At 45.8% G+C, this 18369-nt stretch carries 15 protein-coding genes; 4 read left to right on the forward strand and 11 right to left on the reverse strand.

Translation table 11 applies throughout. The features are described from left to right. Nucleotides 1-57 precede the first annotated feature (57 nt). On the reverse strand, nucleotides 58-1953 hold the full coding sequence (locus tag SD450_RS05565; protein WP_318343646.1) for a M61 family metallopeptidase: 1896 nt from the start codon (nucleotides 1951-1953) through the stop codon (nucleotides 58-60). Between the two features lie 334 nt (nucleotides 1954-2287). Between SD450_RS05565 and SD450_RS05570 the strand changes: the two genes are divergently transcribed. After that, on the forward strand, nucleotides 2288-3400 hold the full coding sequence (locus tag SD450_RS05570; RefSeq protein ID WP_318343647.1) for an alanine racemase: 1113 nt from the start codon (nucleotides 2288-2290) through the stop codon (nucleotides 3398-3400). 3 nt (nucleotides 3401-3403) lie between these two features. On the opposite strand, the gene SD450_RS05575 is transcribed toward SD450_RS05570, so the two are convergent. The 6 genes from SD450_RS05575 to SD450_RS05600 form a co-directional block, all read right to left on the reverse strand. Next, nucleotides 3404-4426, reverse strand: a complete 1023-nt coding sequence (locus SD450_RS05575; RefSeq protein WP_318343648.1) for a phytase — start codon at nucleotides 4424-4426, stop codon at nucleotides 3404-3406. Between the two features lie 123 nt (nucleotides 4427-4549). Continuing rightward, a complete protein-coding gene (locus SD450_RS05580) occupies nucleotides 4550-7450 on the reverse strand; it encodes a TonB-dependent receptor (RefSeq protein WP_318343649.1) in 2901 nt (966 codons plus the stop codon). Nucleotides 7451-7621: 171 nt separating this feature from the next. After that, the gene (locus tag SD450_RS05585; protein ID WP_318343650.1) at nucleotides 7622-9211 is read right to left on the reverse strand and encodes a tetratricopeptide repeat protein; all 1590 of its coding nucleotides are present in this window, start codon (nucleotides 9209-9211) and stop codon (nucleotides 7622-7624) included. A gap of 144 nt (nucleotides 9212-9355) precedes the next feature. Further along, nucleotides 9356-9616, reverse strand: a complete 261-nt coding sequence (gene rpmA, locus SD450_RS05590) for a 50S ribosomal protein L27 (protein WP_072876023.1) — start codon at nucleotides 9614-9616, stop codon at nucleotides 9356-9358. Nucleotides 9617-9640: 24 nt separating this feature from the next. After that, the gene (gene rplU / locus SD450_RS05595; protein ID WP_318343651.1) at nucleotides 9641-10180 is read right to left on the reverse strand and encodes a 50S ribosomal protein L21; all 540 of its coding nucleotides are present in this window, start codon (nucleotides 10178-10180) and stop codon (nucleotides 9641-9643) included. Nucleotides 10181-10275: 95 nt separating this feature from the next. Then, nucleotides 10276-10728: a DUF4199 domain-containing protein gene (locus SD450_RS05600; protein ID WP_318343652.1), complete on the reverse strand. Its 453-nt coding sequence runs from the start codon at nucleotides 10726-10728 to the stop codon at nucleotides 10276-10278. A 183-nt stretch (nucleotides 10729-10911) separates the two neighbouring features. Between SD450_RS05600 and SD450_RS05605 the strand changes: the two genes are divergently transcribed. From SD450_RS05605 to SD450_RS05615, 3 genes are all read left to right on the forward strand, one after another. Beyond that, a complete protein-coding gene (locus SD450_RS05605; RefSeq protein ID WP_318343653.1) occupies nucleotides 10912-12234 on the forward strand; it encodes a M16 family metallopeptidase in 1323 nt (440 codons plus the stop codon). A gap of 1 nt (nucleotide 12235) precedes the next feature. Next, nucleotides 12236-14308: a M16 family metallopeptidase gene (locus SD450_RS05610; RefSeq protein ID WP_318343654.1), complete on the forward strand. Its 2073-nt coding sequence runs from the start codon at nucleotides 12236-12238 to the stop codon at nucleotides 14306-14308. A gap of 124 nt (nucleotides 14309-14432) precedes the next feature. Beyond that, complete coding sequence (locus tag SD450_RS05615; RefSeq protein WP_318343655.1) at nucleotides 14433-14867, forward strand: hypothetical protein; 435 nt, start codon at nucleotides 14433-14435, stop codon at nucleotides 14865-14867. Here the strand turns inward: SD450_RS05615 and gldD are convergent, their stop codons facing one another. Genes gldD through mutY form a run of 4 tightly spaced genes read right to left on the reverse strand, consistent with a single transcriptional unit; the run spans nucleotide 14868 to nucleotide 18275 of the window. After that, nucleotides 14868-15431 carry a gliding motility lipoprotein GldD gene (gene gldD, locus SD450_RS05620; protein ID WP_318343656.1) on the reverse strand — a complete coding sequence of 188 codons (564 nt, stop codon included), beginning with the start codon at nucleotides 15429-15431 and terminating at the stop codon, nucleotides 14868-14870. After that, nucleotides 15421-16731, reverse strand: a complete 1311-nt coding sequence (locus SD450_RS05625) for a gliding motility-associated protein GldE (RefSeq protein ID WP_318343657.1) — start codon at nucleotides 16729-16731, stop codon at nucleotides 15421-15423. The genes gldD and SD450_RS05625 overlap by 11 nt, the downstream gene beginning before the upstream one ends. A gap of 24 nt (nucleotides 16732-16755) precedes the next feature. Then, nucleotides 16756-17211, reverse strand: coding sequence for a single-stranded DNA-binding protein (locus SD450_RS05630; RefSeq protein WP_318343658.1), 456 nt, complete (start codon nucleotides 17209-17211; stop codon nucleotides 16756-16758). Between the two features lie 23 nt (nucleotides 17212-17234). Further along, on the reverse strand, nucleotides 17235-18275 hold the full coding sequence (mutY, locus tag SD450_RS05635) for an A/G-specific adenine glycosylase (protein WP_318343659.1): 1041 nt from the start codon (nucleotides 18273-18275) through the stop codon (nucleotides 17235-17237). Nucleotides 18276-18369: the final 94 nt, after the last annotated feature.

Consider the following 18369-nt stretch of genomic DNA (forward strand, 5'->3'; position numbering starts at 1 on the left):
CAAACCATAAAAAAGGCCCTGATTGGAATCAGGGCCTTTTTATTTTGCAAAATCCACCTAGCCTTTTAGCCAAGCCTTTCGCAATTCCTTTTGGGCTACGGTGGCCTCTGGTTTTTCCACTAGGGTATTGGCTTTGGTGTATGTGGGCGTGGTAGTGGTATCAATGATGACCTCCTCATCTCCCCGTAACAACTCTACTTGAATGGCTTTGCCAGGGCTCCATGCATACACCTCTGTTACAATTTGATTGGCGTTGGCCAAGGTGACTTCTGTTCCATTAATGGATTTTATAAAATCATTTGGTTCAACCCCATTATCGTTCCAAAAACTGTTGTTTGCCACAAGATCATTGAACTTGATCCCTCCCCTCTCTGGGTCGGCGGATAAGATTAGTTCACCGGCATTCTGAATGTAATTGGTCTCCACTTCAGCTTCTGTGAAATAAAGTCCTACCTTATCCAATATTTGATCATAATCTATGGGTGTATTTCCAACTACATGGGTGTTCAAAAATTCTCCAACAGCGGGATAGGTCATCGCCGTAATTTCAGCAATTAGGGCATCATCTTCAAAAGGTTTGTCCTTACCATATTTTACGGACAACTCTCCCAACAACGAACGCAGGCTACGTTGGCCATCACTGTTTTCCCTCATTAAAATATCGAGGCACATACCTATCAACGCTCCTTTCATATACACGTTTGCATAGTTGTCCTTATACGGGTCCTCCAAGATGTTCTCACTCATTTGGGTAAAACTCATGGCATCATCGTAATTAGACCTTGAGGTATTTATCTTTTGCGTTGTTCTAGCGTAGTACTCCGCTGGATCGATCAAACCTTCATAAACTTGAAAATGCTGTGCAAAATATTCGGTGACCCCTTCATAAAGCCAAAGGTGTTTGCTGAACGTGGGATTATTGTAATCAAAATAATGCACATCTTCGGAATGGACTGAAAGCGGAGTAACAATATGAAAGAATTCATGGGCCACCACATCGATCATAGACTCTTTCAACGCTTCTGCATCCATTTGTTCCGGCAAGACCACCACAGTGGAAGTATGGTGTTCCAAAGCCCCAAAACCTTTTGGGGAATCTGGTTTTTGGGTGTCGGACAAATAAAGGAGGATGTCATATCGGGGTGTACTGTTCAAATCTCCCAGATACCTCTTTTGGGCCTGCATCATCTCCGCCATGGTTTCTTTGATCTCAGCAGCCTTGTGCACTCCATTAGGTGAAAAAACACTCAACACAATCTTGATGTTCCCGACCATGAACTCTTCAACCTCAGTTTCCCCATACATCATGGGATTATCCGTTACCTCAAAATATCGATTGGCGAGGAACACAGAATTCTTAATGGCACCATCCGAACTCAATGTGGATTGTATTTCTGTAAGAGGAGAGGTATACTTGAATTTTGCAGGGGATTTGATGTCAATTTGGTAAGCATTCCGCTTTAGGGAATCAAAATAACCCACAAATCCGTGCAGGTTCAGCATCACCTGCTTAGGTTCTATATTGGTCCCTGAGGGCGAAAAGGGAACTTCCTCGCCAATTCCTCCTTTCACTTCCTGATCAAAGGTATCGTTTACCGCATACGTTATTTTATCCAAATTCTTGGCGTTGACAAACATCCAAGTGTTGGTGTCAACCTGAGTGGCCTGAATCGCATTCCCTTGATAATCAATAGCTGAAACATCCTCTATATACTTACCAAAATCAGATACGGCATAAGTTCCTTGGACCACTCTTGGCAATCTGTAAGTAACCGTATCTTGGACAAACCTCCCTGGATCTATGACCACATTTACTTTATCATCTTGAATATTGACCAAATCCAATTGTGCCCTTATAGGATTATCGGAAGCTAAATCATTGACTTGATTTTTGACACCGCAAGAAAAAACTGTTGCAAGCAACAATGCATATAAGGTTACTTTTTTTATCATGATTTACCGAGTGTTTTTTGATATTGCCGACTAATATATGATTAAAATATGTTCAACAACAATAGGATACTGAAATAGTTGGTTTGTTACATGTCATGACATTTTTTACCGGGCAAAGACTACTAGTTCTATACTATTCTGAAGATTTTTGGCAAAAAAAAGTCATGGTAAGAACCATGGCCTTTTAGGTGGTCCACTGTAATTAATCTGCCAAAAGATCTTTTTGGAACCATTCCGTATTGAATCCTTCATCCATAACTTTTCCGATCATAGTGCTGAAAAAGTTCCTTTCGATTCTATATTGATCATTACCTTTACCCATAAAGCATAAGGCATGGAAAACAACTGGTACCCCATTCAGAATTTGGAAACTGTGGACTCTCCCTCCGTGGTGCTCTATCTGGACCATTTAACCTACAACATTCAAAAGATGGTCACTTTGGCGGATGGGGACACCCAAAGGTTGATGCCCCATATCAAGACCAACAAAATGCCCAAAGTGATGCAATTTTTAGTGGAGTCGGGCATTACCAGTTTCAAGGCCTCGACCATAGCCGAAGCGGAAATGGCCGCCGAGGCCGGGGCGGCATCCATTCTGATCGCACATCAATTGGTGGGGCCCAAAGTGGATCGGTTCATCCAATTGGTCCAGAACTTTCCCGATACGCAGTTTTCAACCTTGATCGACAATATTGACACTGCCGAAGTGTTGAACCAAAAAGCCCTGGAACAGGAACTCATCGTCAATATCCATATCGATATCAACAATGGTATGGACCGTTCCGGAATCAAGATCGGAACGGAGCTGGATGTGCTGTTGGATTATTTGAAAATCTGCAAAAACCTATTGTTCAGAGGGTTGCATGCCTACGATGGCCATTTGAGGGACAGTGATTTTTCGGTCCGGAAAGAAAAGATAGAATCGGGTGTCAGGGATGTGCAAACCTACTTTGAGACCCTTCGGCTAGATTATCCACAGGCCCAACTCATCTGTGGGGGAACACCTTCTTTTACCTCCCATGTGTTGCAGGAAAACAGGATCACCAGTCCGGGTACCTGTGTGCTCTGGGATTGGGGGTATGGCGAAAAATTGACGGAACAGGAATTTAAATATGCTGCCCTTTTGGTGACGCGGATCATATCCAAACCCACCGAGGGCATCATCACCGTGGACATGGGCCACAAATCCGTGGCCTCCGAAAACCCTGTTGACAAACGGATAAAATTCCTGAACCTTGACACCTATGAACTGGTTTCACAAAGTGAAGAACACGGGGTGATCAAGGTTCAGGACTGGGACAAGTGGAAGGTCGGGGACGTGCTCTATGGTGTTCCCTACCATATTTGTCCCACCATCAATCTTCATGATGAGGTATCGGTCATCAAAAACGGAAGGAAATTCGATACGTGGGAAATCACTGCACGCAAACGAAAGCTTCGTTTTTAGCCGTCAATCCAAATCCAACACCTTTCCCAAATCATAAAAATAAAAATCCTTCGCGTCGTTCATTGCGGCAAAGAGACCGTTTGGGAAGGTATCGTTCAAGGGCACGGTGACCACGTCACAACCATCGGTCTCGGTCGTGGATAGGTTCACTGCCTTGATAAAGCTGTTGTCCTTTCGGGAGAAAATGTTGAATTGCCCCCTTTGCTGATCGGAAACTATGATATAACCCTCCCCGTTCGGATATTTGGCGATGGCGATTCCTTCAATGTCCTCCAAAAACAGCTCGCCTCCAAAACAGGCCAGTTCTTCGTTGCCCATACTGGGTTCCGCATGATATTTTTTCACGCATTCGCCCTCATCGGAATAGTATACATAACCAAGTTCATTATCCACGGCAATGGCCTCGATTTCCTTTCCTCCGGTAAAGCTTCCAAACTTTCGCACCAAATTGGCGGAAACCCCGGTGCTGTCGGATTCCAATTTATATTGGTACAAGTAAGACCCGCTAGGTCCAATCTTTCGACCCACAATGGCATAGATGGATGAGTCTTTGAGCGATTTGTACAGACTGATCCCCATGGCCAGGCGCTGTTCCACATTTGTTTCATCTTCAAAAACGGGAAAACCGCCGCCATCCAATGGTTTCATATCGGGAACGGAGAACAATCGGATCTGTTGTTTCTCTCGTTCTGTGAAAGCAATCACATCCACCGCAACGGAATCGTTCAATTGGAAGCCATATTCCACATCCACGTTGTTGGGCCGTTGGATATCCGTTATTGATTTCTCCCTAATGATTTTTCCGTTCAGGTCGTAGGCATAAACGCCACCGTTGGTTTCCTTATCGGTTCCAAAAACAATGCTCTTTGAAGCATCTTCGGGATGGATCCAAATGGCAGGGTCATCGGTATCGTTAGGTGTTTTTTCAGTGATGATGTCCGGGGTGATGGCCGGCAATTTACTTCCCTGCTGCTTGCAGGAAACCAATGCCAGTATCAAACAAAATGGGATATATCTTTTGATCATAATGAATTCATTTACATTTTGTCAGCTCGATCAGCATCAGGAACTTTTAGGGACCAATCCATGTAGCTTCCTGAAGCTGAACGGCGTAACTTTGCTTGTTTTTATAATTTTAGGTGTGCCTTTCTATTTTTTGAAAAGGTCGTACTTCAATCCAAAAGTAAAGCGGATATCATAGAACTCGGCCTGTTGGGTCCTTTCCTTTACCCCTTGGAAATAACGCAATGGCTGATTGGTGATGTTGTTGACATCGGCATAGAGCCTTAGGTTCTTGTTGATGGCATAACTAGCATTGAAGTCCAGAAAGAACTGGGTGTCGTAGTACCTGTCCTCAAAGGCATTCCCACCAATCTCATCGATATAGGAATCGGAGAAGTTGGCAGACAACCTTGCACTGAACCTTTTATCGGCATAACCCAAAGACCCGTTGAACATATTGGGTGCAGTGTTGGGCAGGTCCAGATCGGTACGTTCGTCCCCATCCTCGTTGCGGATACCATCGGCACTTGAACTCAAATAGGTATAGTTCAAGTAAATGCTAAAGTTTCTGGCAAATCCGGGCAAGAAATCCAACTGTCGCTGGAAGGAGAGCTCTGCACCAAAAATGGAAGCAGCGTCACCATTCAAGGGTTGGAACACATCATACCCTGTGGTACCGACACCAAAGGTGTCGTCTTCTGCCTCTGTGATGTAGGTGTAGATGAAGTCGTTTATCCTTTTGTAAAAAACACCTCCGGAGATGATGCCCACACTTTCAAAATAGTGTTCGGCATTCAAATCAAAGTTCATGGAAGTGGTAGGGTCCAAATCTGGGTTGCCCACAATGACCTCTCTATCTTCATTTACAATTTCTGCCCTAGGAATCAAGTCCACATAATTGGGACGGGCCAAGGTATTGGTCCACGCCAACCTTAAAATGGTGTTGGTGTCCACATCATACTTAAAATGGATGCCAGGCAATAGATTGGTATAGGAGTTCTCATCCGAAACCTGTTCCACTTCAATCCCTTCCTCTATTCCGGCATCTTCGTCCTCTTCAATGTAGGTCACCCTGTTCCCCTCCGTCTCCAATTTGGTGTTTTCCATCCGAAGACCTGCCAATATGCTCAATTTATCGGACACTTTTTGGTTGATCATGGCATAAGCGGCCCACACGTTTTCCTTCACCTCAAAATTACCGGGTAGGTACTCATCCGGAACGGCCTCCCCGTTGGTGCTGTTCAGGTCCAAGGAACCCAACCACTCTTCACTGGCGAAGGTCCCGGCGCGGTATTTTTCCCCTGCCAAGAAATCCAGATTGGTGTAGTCCTTGACCGGCATATCGGCCAAGGTAGGGTACAGGTCCTCAAAATCGTATTCGAAGAAATCGTTGTTTCTTTCCTTGGTCTTAAAGCGACCCCTTGCCCCAAACTTTATCGTACCTCCATTGCCCAAAAGATCTGCAGGCAATTCAAAATTGGCAAAGAAGTTCATGTCCTCTTCCTCGGTGTACTGGTTCTCGTTGGTCACTTCGTCAAATTCAAATGCCCCCAAATCGTTAAAATCACTGGCATTGGCAGCCGTCATGATCGGGTATTTTGGGTAGCTGTTGTCGTTGTTGACGATGTATTCGGTGGCATAGACCGCATATCTCTCGTTCAAGCGCTCTTCGGATGCCTTGGCATAGGATCCCATCCAGTCAAACTTTAGGCTACCGAACAAGTGGTTCCCACCCAAAGTATAGTTCTGCATACGTTGGTCTTCCAACCTACGGTTTTGGTTGCGCCCTCCGGCGATACCTCCCTTGGTTTCCCGGACCACCTCGGCCGGAAACCTTGTGGGCACTCCATTGGTAATGGTAAAGTCTCCCGCTTCGATATCCTCCCCGTCCAACATCTCCTGGGTAAAGGCAAATCGGTTCTCACGGTCGTCCCTCCAGTTGTACATGGTCTTTAGGAAAATATTGTTGTCCGCATTGATCTGGTAATCAAAATTGGCAGCAAAACTGCGCCTTACCCGTTGCACCAAATAGGTGCGTTGCTCGGTAACATTGGTATAGGGATCCACATCCACTTCTTCCAAAATGGGCTCACCTTCTTCGTCTTCCACACCTGTGTTGTATTCAAATTCATCGGTCCATTCGGCCTCGATGTTGTGTGAACCAAAATCATTATCGTTGATGGTGGCCGAGACCATCCATCCAAATTTTCCGTCTTTGGTGCGGTCCCCTACCAATAGTGACCCGTTCCAAATCCTCTTATCGGTGATGAAATTGACCCCTGAACCAGCAGTTGCCGAAAGCCTGAACCCTTGTGGTGCAGTTCTGGTGACCAAGTTCACAGATCCGCCCAAGGCGTCTGCATCCATATCAGGGGTAACGGCTTTGTTCACTTCAATGGTCTGTATCATGTCCGAAGGGATCAAATCCATTTGGATGTTCCTGTTGTCCGCCTCCGCAGATGGGATCCTGCTCCCGTTCAGGGTCACGGAGTTCAATTGTGGGGACAGACCCCGAACGATAATGTTCCTGGCTTCCCCTTGATCCACCTGCATGGTGATTCCGGGAATTCGCTTGACAGCATCCCCAATGTTCGCATCGGGAAATTTCCCGATTTGGTCAGTGGACACCACATTGGTAATGTTCAGGTTTGTTCTTTGTGTGTTCAGTGCCTTTGCTTGGCCACTGAGCCCGTAGGCGCTTACTTGCACTTCATCAAGTTCCACATTGGTCGGGTTGAGCACGATGCCCACAGAAGCGGTCTGTCCGGCCGTAACGGAAACTTGTTGCTCCACATCCTCATAACCCATATAAGTAATCGTCAGGGTATGGTCGCCAGCAGGAATGCCCACCAAGGTAAACCGTCCGTCAAAATCCGTTATCCCTCCTTTGGAGATGGACTTGATATACACATTTGCCCCTGGGACATATATACCGTTTTCATCGGTAATGGTCCCTTGTATATTCCCTGTTTGGGCCTGTGCATTTGCGAGGCCAAACAGTAGAAAAAGCGTTACAAAAACTAGTTTTTTAAGGTTCATCAGTTTCATTTTGGTTCGTATTAGAATGCAATCCAAAACTATGTATATCAGTTTATTATGATTTAAATTAAAGGGAAACAAAAAGGAAACAAAAGTGAAAAAGGGCGGAAACAACAGGGCAACAATTACAGTTATTTTACATTGGGCTAACCTTTTCCCAATAAGAGACGGAAAATCAGGTCAGAGATCGATCATAAAATTTACCAACTCCTCTTTTTGGTCAATGGGCAACTTTTTTCTTAATCGATGACGCGCCACGCGAACACTGTCCGGCGTGACCCTCAAAATGGAGGCAATTTCCTTGGAGGACAGGTTCAACCGCAACAACATCCCCAAACGGAGTTCTGCGGGCGACAGGCTATTTTCGGATAAAGAGGATAGTTTTTTGATGAACTCGGGATGGATCTCCTTGAAAAAGACCATGAACTCGTCCCATTCCTGTTCCTGCTGTAGATTAAAATCGATTTCCTTCACCAGTTCCTTGATCTTCCGCGATGTATCCATGTTCTTTCTGGCGGCTATGTTCCTGAGGGTGTTCGCCAGATCCAGCAAGATCTTGTTCTTCTGGGACAGATGGAGGCTGTATCGGGACAAGGAGGCTGTTTTCAACTGCACTTCATCCTGTAGATTTTTCTCCTCGATGGCCTTTTTCTCCAATTCCGCCTTCAACATTCGCTGTTTGTATTCTTGGATCTTCAGTTTGGCCTTTCTTTTTCTTCCCAAAAAATTGTACCCAATCGTCAAAATGGCAACAATGGCGAACAGGGCCACCCACAAGAGGTTTTGGTTGGCAACGCTGACCTTGTTCTGCTCCTTGAGCAATTGGATCTCCGCCTCTTTTTTATTGGTCTCGTATATGGTCTGGAGCACATTGAGCTGGTCCGTGTTCTGGGACCGGAGCATGGCACTGTTGAATTCCTCCGCCTGCAAGAGGTGGGCATGCGCCTTTTCATAGTTGCCCATTAGGGCGTAGGTCTTGGAGAGGTCTTTGTGGGCACTTTCCATTTGATGAAGGTCGTTCAGCTCTTTGGCAATGTTCAAGGCTTTGGACGTTTCCTCCAGTGCAGCCACATATTTGCCTGTTTTTCTAAATGTATCCCCCAAATTGTTGAGCACATTCACTTCTTCAACAGATTTGGAACCTTTCAAGTAGTCATAGGCCCTATGAAAAAATTGATAGGCCAGCTCAAACTGCTCCAAGTCCTCATAAATACTTCCAATGTTCTCATTGGTCATGGCTACGCCATGAGGATCCCCCAGCTTCTCGAACAGGGAAAGGCTCGCTTTTTGGTCCTTCAGAGCGTCTTCGTATTCGCCTTGTTTTTCATGGCTTGCCCCGAGCAAACCCAATGATACGGCCAATCCGTGGTCGTCTTTGATTCGAATTGCGGACTTTTTGGTCTCTTCAAAGTGTTGTTCGGCCAATTCAAAATTGTTGAGCGAGAGGTACACCTTACCAATATGGATGTTCAGAAGGAGGAAAAGTGGGTCGGCCAACTCGGTCCCCAATTGTTCCAACGCTTGGTTGTATTCCTCCATGGCCTCGGAATACAATCCGAACGAATGGTAGTACTCGCCCAAGTGCAGATGGGCCTCTGCTATTTGTATAGGAGATTTAGATTCTTCCAATCGTTTTTGAAGGGCATGAAAAGTGGAATCAGGGGTCCCGATATTGGAATTTGTACGATTGGCTTGTTGGGCAAGACCAACGGATTGGACCAGCACAGTTGCGAGCACCACCACATAAACAAACCCAAAGACCTTTTTCATTGGCAATGAAGGAAAATAAGCTTTCAAGAAAGCCAATGATCCTCACCAAAACATCATCTTTAGGTTATGAAACCATTAAAAAAACAGCAATAAAAAAAGGCCCTTTGCTTTCGCAAAGGACCTTTTCACTTATAGGTTTTTTCCTTACGCTTGGAATGGCTCAATGGAAACAAAGGATTTTCCACTTGCCTTTTTCTCAAACTTTACAATACCGTCCACCTTGGCGTGCAAAGTGTGGTCTTTACCTGCGTATACGTTGTCTCCAGGATTGTGCTTGGTACCACGTTGTCTAACAATGATGTTACCGGCAACAGCTGCCTGGCCACCAAAAATCTTAACGCCCAAGCGTTTCGATTCTGATTCCCTACCGTTTTTTGAACTACCTACACCTTTCTTGTGAGCCATGATATCTAAATTTTAGTTCGTTTCTTATTTGCTTAATGCTTCGATCAACTCGGCTTTCTTCATGGAAGAGTAGCCGCTAATGTCCTTGGCCTTGGCCATGTCCCTCAATTCGGCCACTGTTTTGGAATTTAAATCCTCAGTTGCCTTTGGAGCTTCCTTTTTAGGGGCCTCAGCTTTTTTCTCTACCGCTTTTGGTGCTTCAGCTGGTTTTTCATCAGCTTTTGCCTTTGCAGGAGCTGCTTTCTTGGCACCTTTGGCCACGATACTTTCAACCACGATCTCGGTCAAATATTGTCTGTGCCCGTTTTTCTTTTGGTAACCTTTACGTCTTTTCTTTTTGAAAACGATTACCTTATCACCTTTTAGGTGCTTAACGATTTTGGCCTCTACGGCCGCTCCTTCTATGACTGGGGCGCCAATGGTCACGTCACCTCCATCTTCCAAAAGAAGGACTTTGTCAAAAGTGACTTTTTTGCCTTCTTCTTCCTGCAAACGGTGAACGTACACTTTCTGGTCTTTTGCAACTTTGAATTGCTGCCCTGCCATCTCTACGATTGCGTACATAATACGTTGATTAGATTAAAATTACTTCGCTTTATCAAAATTAGCGGGTGCAAATATACTGCTAAATCCTTAATCCACAAGTATTATTCCCTCATTTACCCATTATTTTTGGTATTGTTGGAGGTTTTGAACAGCTGCATGAACGAGAGGGTCAACACCAAGGAAGTGGCAAACCCCATTATGGCCACGGTAAAGAAAACGATTCCTTCAAAATTTTTATAGTCCTTGGACCAAACCTTGGATAGCCTGTCCAGAAAGTCGGTATCAAGTTCCGTGGCATAGAGTGCAAAAAAAATGGTGAACAGGAGCGTGGCAATGAAGCCGGTGACAATTCCTGCCGTGAACCCATTCCCGTAGCTGAACCCCTTGCCCTGTCGAAGTTTGGTGTATTTAATGGTCTCATAGATCCCAAATCCGGTAATGACCGTGTTGAAAAGGCTATAAAACACATTCGTATGCTTTCCTATGAGCGCCAAAATCAAAAAATACGCGATCAGTACGGCACTGGTAACAATTCCGAAACGAATGGAGAGGGTCATTTTTTTCATCGCTCAGTTTTTTGGATGCGTTGTTTAAATTACAGAATGTTTGGGAATTATACCACTATTTGTTCCAAAAGACTTGACCACTTCACCACCGTCTTCCAAATTTTATGCTATTTTAGTGTAACATCCATCAAAAAATCTATACCAACCTAACTACTAATCTTTCACTATAAAATTTGAACGTTTATGAAAAAACATTTGCTTTCAGCATTTTCCATGCTCTTTGCAGGGGGACTTCTTTCCGCGCAGGAAGTGGTTTTCGAAGAGTATGACCTGGACAACGGGCTGCATGTGATCCTACACCAGGACAATTCGGCACCCGTGGTCACCACATCGGTCATGTACCACGTGGGGTCCAAGGATGAAGATCCACAAAAAACGGGGTTTGCCCATTTCTTTGAACACCTATTGTTCGAAGGCACCAAAAACATTGAGCGGGGGGAATGGGACAAGATCGTGTCCTCCAATGGGGGCAGTGGCAATGCCAACACCTTTCTGGACCGCACCTATTATTACGAGACCTTTCCCTCCAACAGTCTGGAAGTAGGCCTTTGGTTGGAATCCGAACGATTGATGCACCCGATCATCGGTCAAATTGGGGTGGACACCCAAAAAGAAGTGGTGCAGGAAGAACGCAGGTTGCGTGTGGACAACTCCCCTTATGGCGCATTTTTTGAAGAGCTCCTCAAAAACCTCTACTCCAAGCATCCGTACCGATGGGGCGTTATCGGTTCCTTGGACCACTTGGCCAGTGCCACTTTGGACGATTTCAAAAAGTTCAACAAAACCTATTATGTGCCCAACAATGCCGTTCTCGTGATTGCGGGCGATTTTGATACCGCCAAGACCAAAAAAATGGTCACCGATTACTTTGGCGCCATTCCCAAGGGAGCGCCAATCCAAAGACCGGACATCAAGGAAGATCCCATCACCCAGACCATATATGCCAAATACCATGATCCGAACATCCAAATCCCGGCCATTCTTTTGGCATATAGAACTCCCGGACAAGGTCAACGGGATGCCTACGTGATCAATATGATATCCACCTACCTGAGTGATGGGGAAAGCTCCAAACTCTATAAAAAACTGGTGGACGAGAAAAAAATGGCGTTGCAGATACTCTCTGTCCCCATTGATGCGGAAGATTACAGTTCCTATATTGTGGGCGGGCTTCCAGTAGGCGAAAACTCCATCCAGGACATCAAAAAGGAAATTGATGAAGAAATCCTGAAACTGCAGATGGAACTCATTTCCGAAAAAGACCACCAAAAACTCCTGAACAAGTTCGAAAACCAATTTGTGAACGCCAACAGCAGTGTTCAGGGCATTGCCAATTCCTTGGCGGAAAACTATATGTTGAAGGACAACACCAACCTCATCAACACCGAAATCGATATTTATCGTTCCATAACCCGTGAAGAGATCATGGAAGTGGCCAAAAAATATCTGAAAGTGAACCAACGTGTGGAACTGGAATATCTACCTGAACAAAAAGCAGCCAATTAAGATGAAAAGATATATTGTATTGACTATGCTGTCCCTTTTCCTGACAGCATCCTACGCACAGATAGACAGGAGCAAACAACCCAAACCAGGACCAGCTCCAGAGATCAATTTAAAGGAGCCCGCCCGTTTTGAGCTGAGCAACGGACTCAAGGTATTGGTGGTCGAAAACCACAAACTGCCAAGGGTACGCATCCAATTGACCATCGATAACCCCCCCATTCTGCAAGGGAACAAAGCAGGGGTCTCGGACCTTACCGCGAGTATGCTCGGCAAGGGATCCAAAAACATTCCCAAGGACGATTTTTATGAAGAAGTGGATTTTTTGGGAGCGAACATTTATGTGGGCGACCAAAGCGCTTTCGCAAGCTGTCTGTCCAAATATTTTCCACGGATCTTGGAACTGTTGGCCGATGCTTCACTCAACCCCAACTTCACCCAAGAGGAGTTTGAAAAGGAAAAGGAAAAACTGATAACCGGCTTAAAATCACAGGAAAAAGATGTTTCTGCCATTGCCGACAGGGTACAATTGGCCCTGGCCTACGGGAAGGACCATCCCTTTGGTGAGATCACATCAGAAGAGACCGTCAACAATGTTACGCTGATGGATGTGGAGCAATTCTACAGGTCCTATTTTGTGCCTGCCAATGCCTACTTGGTGGTGATCGGCGATGTGGATTTTGACAACGTCAAAGAACTGGTGACCCAATATTTCACCCCTTGGACCAAGGCGGTACCCCCCTCTTTCGCCTATTCCGATCCCACGGATGCGCAATACACACAGATCAATTTTGTGGACGTGCCCAATGCCGTACAATCCGAGGTGTCCGTACAGAACATCACCAACCTGAAAATGAAGGACGATGATTACTTGGACGCTCTTTTGGCCAATCGGATCTTGGGTGGGGGATCACAGGCCCGTTTGTTCAAGAACCTAAGGGAGGACAAAGGCTATACCTACGGTTCGTATTCCAATATTTTGGACAACAAATACAGCCCCATGCGTTTCAGTGCGTACGCCCAAGTGCGAAATGCTGTTACCGATAGCTCCGTGGTCCAGATCCTTCAGGAAATAGACAAGATCACCTCCGAGCCGGTTTCCCAAGAAGAACTGGCCAATGCCAAGGCCAAATATGCCGGTAGCTTCGTCATGGCTTTGGAAAGACCTGAAACTGTGGCCAATTATGCCCTGAACATTGAAACCGAGGACCTTCCCAAGGATTTCTATAAAACCTATTTGGAACGTATCGATGCGGTAACGGTCGAGGATGTCCAAAAAGCGGCCCAAAAACACTTTTCCACCTCCAATGCCAGAGTGGTGGTCACTGGAAAAGGAAGCGATGTACTGGAAAATTTGGAAAAAGTCTCCTTCAAAGGGAAGACCGTTCCCGTACTCTTCTATGACAAGTATGCCACCAAAACAGAAAAGCCCAACTACACCGCCGAGATACCTGCCGGCATAACCGCAAACACCGTATTGGAGAAATACATCGAGGCCGTGGGCGGAAAAAACAAACTGGAAGGCGTGGAATCCTATTCCATGATTGCCGAGGCAGAGATGCAGGGCATGAAATTGGAACTTGAAATGAAAAAAACCACCAAAGACCAGTTTCTACAGGATGTGAAGGTAATGGGCAACTCCATGCAAAAACAAGTGCTCGATGGCGACAAGGGATACATGGTTGTCCAAGGACAGCGCAAGGACCTGTCTCCCGAAGAGATCAGTAAGATCAAAGAAGAATCCGCAGCCTTTCCAGAACTGAACTATCTGGCCGCGGGTGGCATTACTTTGGAGGGCATTGAACCCGTTGATGGCAAGAAGGCCTACAAACTCAAGATCAGTGAAAAGAAAACCGTTTTTTATGATATGGAGACCGGCCTCAAAGTGCAGGAAGTGAGCACGGAAGAGATGCAAGGACAACAAATGACGAATACTGTGGGCTTTAGTGACTATCAGGAAGTTTCCGGTATCAAATTCCCGTTCAAGCTCACCCAGAGCATGGGACCACAAAGCTTTGAGTTTTTGGTAAAGGAACTCAAGGTGAACGAAGGAGTCGATGCTTCCGATTTCAAATAAAAACAAACACAACCCATATACAAAAGGGCACTTTTCAAGTGCCCTTTTTCTTTTGCCCTATTTCTTCTTCAACCCAAATAGCAGTTGCTTTGGAACAATGTGTTATTTTTGAAAAAACTTTACCATGAGAAAAATCCTTTCCACACTTGCCTGCACTCTTTTGATGTTCTGTTCTTCATGCAAAGAAGCGAAAAAAGCCCCCGAAGGGCCCACCCAAATGGATCAGGTGATGGCCATCCATGACGAAGTGATGCCCAAGATGGGAAAACTGGGAAAACTGGTCGGGCAGCTCAAAAGCAAGGTGGACACTACCGCCGTGGGACAAGAGTATGAAATGGCCATGAGGGACCTTCAGTCGGCCCACAAGTCCATGATGGATTGGATGAAGGATTTTGGCGACAGATTTGATTCCGATGAAATCCTGAACGGGAAGGAACTCAGCGAGCAAAAACAACTATGGCTGGATGAGGAAGAGGCAAAGGTAAAGGCACTCAAGGAACAGATCAACGGAAGTATTGAAAGGGCCGAAGCACTTCTTGTAAAAGACACCCTAGAATAATTATTTTTTCCACCGCAAGCTTTCCATGATATTGCGAATATCGTTCTGCAAGTACATCGCCGCTGGCAAAATGGAGTCGTAATTGGGTTTTGCGTAGAAATACAGGGACCCCGTCACAAAATGATCGGTGCTGTCCGTGACATAGAACTGCGACTGTGAGGCAGCATTTCCGGTCACTTCAAAAAACTTTCCATACACTTTTTCCTCTGGATGCAGATATTCCACGGGGGCAATCTGATCGGCCTTGACCACATGCTCGTAGGTCAGTTTTTCCGCATCGATCATCAACTCCCTGATATTGCCGTCCACTTTTTTATAGGTAAGAAAAATGGCCCCTTTCATTTGGGGATAGTCCAGGACAAGGGAACAATCCTTGTTCTCTTTGATGTTCGATGCCATGTTCCGGTCAAAAATATAGGCACAGTCCACATCGGTCTCCACATATTCAGCCGTAGGGTAATCCAAGCGCAACATGGCCTTGGGCTTGGGCAGCACATCTTCCTTGCAGGCCAAGGTAAGGAGCGATAGGGCCATGGAAACGAAAATCAATCTGCTATGTTTCATGTGGCAACGTAACTTTTATGCGTTTCAACCTTTTTTTGTCCATGCTTTCCACAATGAACCGGTAATCCTTGAAAAATACTTTTTCGCCTTGCTTGGGGAAACTGCCCGAAATTTCCAGCACAAACCCAGCTATGGTCTCCGACTCCCCTTTCTTGGATTCAAATTCCTCCTCGTTCTCAATTTTCACGACCCGATAAAAATCCTTCAATGTGGTTTTGCCGTCAAAGACATAATTGTGGTCGTCCAATTTGGAGAAGACCAGGTCCTCATCGTCGAACTCGTCACTAATGTCCCCGACAATTTCCTCAATGATGTCCTCCAAGGTCACGATGCCCGAAGTACCTCCATATTCATCCACCACAACGGCCAAATGGTTCTTTTTGTCCTGAAACTCCAGCAACAGATCGTCCAGCTTCTTGTTCTCCGGCACAAAATAAGGCTCCCGAATGAGGGACATCCAATTGAAGGTCTTCCTATCAATGTATGGCAATAGATCCTTCACATAGAGCACGCCCAGCACATTGTCCATATTCTCTGAAAACACGGGTATTCTGGAATATCCGTTTTTTTTGATCTCCTGCAGCACTTCGGGAAACTTCATTTTCTCGTTCACCGCAAAAATATCGATGCGGGGCCGCATCACCTGTTTGGTATCGGTGTTACCAAAGGTAACGATGCCTTCCAATATCTTTTGTTCTTCCTTTGTGGTATCCCCTTCAGAAGCCAATTCCAATGCTTGGGACAAGTGGTCCACGCTCAGGCTTGATTTTCGCTTCCCTAATTTTTCCTCCAAAAAAAGGGTGGCCGACCTCATCGGCGAGCTCAGAGGCGTGAAAAGAAAGCTAAGGCCGTTGACCGGGATTGCCATAAAATGGGAAAACTGTACGCGGTTCCTATTGGCATATATCTTCGGAAGAATTTCCCCGAACATCAAGATCAGAAAGGTGGCTACGACCACTTCCAACAAAAACCGAAGGGTTCCATCGATATTGGAGAAAAGGGTGTCGCCAATGGAACTGAACAGCAATACGATACCGATATTGATGGCATTGTTGGTGATGAGAATAGTGGCCAATAGTTTTTTGGGCTTTTCCAACAATTTTACGATGAGTTTTTCGCGGGAGGACCCGTTTTCTTCCATCTCGTTAAGCTCTGTCTGTGAAAGTCCGAACAACGCCACTTCCGCTCCAGAGATCAATGCCGAACAAACGAGGAGCACTATGAGCACAATCACCTTGATAGTGAAGATGCCACTAAAAGCTGTAAAGAAAAAGACCAAACAATGGGGCTCGGGATCCAAATGGTATTGCTTTAGACTTTGGTTTTAAAATGGCAGGTCGTCATCTTCTTCGGTATCGTCCATCGGTGCGGCCGGACCTTGGTTCCTAATAGGTTCTCTCTGTTCTGGGGCCGATGTTGTCTGTGCATTGGCCATACTTTCCTTTTTGGTGGTCAAAAAGGTAAAATCCTGGACATGCACCTCAGTGGTGTACCGCATATTGCCGTCCTCTCCTTGCCACTGCCTGTTCTTCAGCCTGCCTTCCACATACACCTTATCGCCTTTGCTCAGGTATTTTTCACAGACTTCGGCGGCCTTGTTCCTCACTACGATGTTGTGCCAATCGGTATTGGTCACCTTCTCCCCTGTTTGCCTGTTGGTATAGGTCTCATTGGTGGCCAAAGGGAATCTGGCAACGCAATTTCCACCTTCAAAATAGTGGATTTTCACTTCGTCTCCCAAATGCCCGATCAGCATTACTTTGTTCAATGTTCCGCTCATAACTCTTTAATTTATCAAAAGTACTAAATTTTAAATGTCTTGATGAAATCCGCGATCAAAACAGGCACGGGAAAGGCCGTTATCTCGTCCCAATGGACGCCCTCCCTCAAGATCTCGGGCGATTTTGCCATCCAGAACTTGGTGTACAAGTGCTGATGGGACAGTTTATGGACTATGGGCCCATTGGTATTATATAAGGTAAGGGACTCCACTTCGGGAACGCCATTTTTGTCCTCCAATTGCTGTTGAAGGGACTGGTGGTCCAACTCCCGATCGGATTCCAGCAAGGGAAATTGATAAAGGTTCTGCCAAATTCCCTTGCCGCGCCGTTGTTCCATCAGCGTATGGCCTTCATCGTCCAAGAACACCAAATAATTGAAATGGCGTTCCTTGATTTTGGTTTTGTTCAATTTGACGGGAAGTACATCCACCTTGTTTTCCTTCAACGCAACACAGCTTTCATTCAACGGACACAGCAGGCAATAGGGCTTCTTTGGCGCACATTGTATGGCCCCGAATTCCATGATCCCCTGATTGTAATCCCTGATATTGGGAGCATCCATGACCTCACGGGCCAATTCCTTGAAATATTTGATGCCTTCCGTACTATTTATAGGTAGGTCCACGCCAAAATATCTGGCCAACACCCGGTACACATTGCCATCCACCACGGGTTCAGGAACATCAAAACAGAAAGAGGCTATGGCACTGGCAGTGTAATCGCCCACTCCTTTCAACGATTTGAGGCCCTCGTAGGTCCGGGGAAATTCACCTCCATGGTCGCTGACCACCATTTTTGCCGTCGCATGCAGGTTGCGCGCACGGGAATAATATCCCAGGCCTTGCCAGAGCTTCAGCACTTTTTCCTCGGGCGACGCGGCAAGGTCCCGAACCGTCGGGAAAGCCTCCAAGAACCTGTGGTAATAGGGCATTCCCTGCGCCACGCGGGTCTGCTGGAGCATAATCTCGGACAGCCAAATCTTATAGGGATCGCGGGTTTGCCTCCACGGAAGGTCACGCTGGTGCTCGCCGTACCAGGCCAGAATTTTATGGGAAAAAGACATGCGCAAAAATACTATGGACCAAATGTATCAGTTTATATACTTAAAATTAAAGGCTTTAAACGAAAGATTAATTTTAATGTTTATATTTGCAAGC

The sequence above is a fragment of the Flagellimonas baculiformis genome (genome assembly GCF_033441575.1).
Taxonomy (GTDB): Bacteria; Bacteroidota; Bacteroidia; order Flavobacteriales; family Flavobacteriaceae; genus Flagellimonas; species Flagellimonas baculiformis.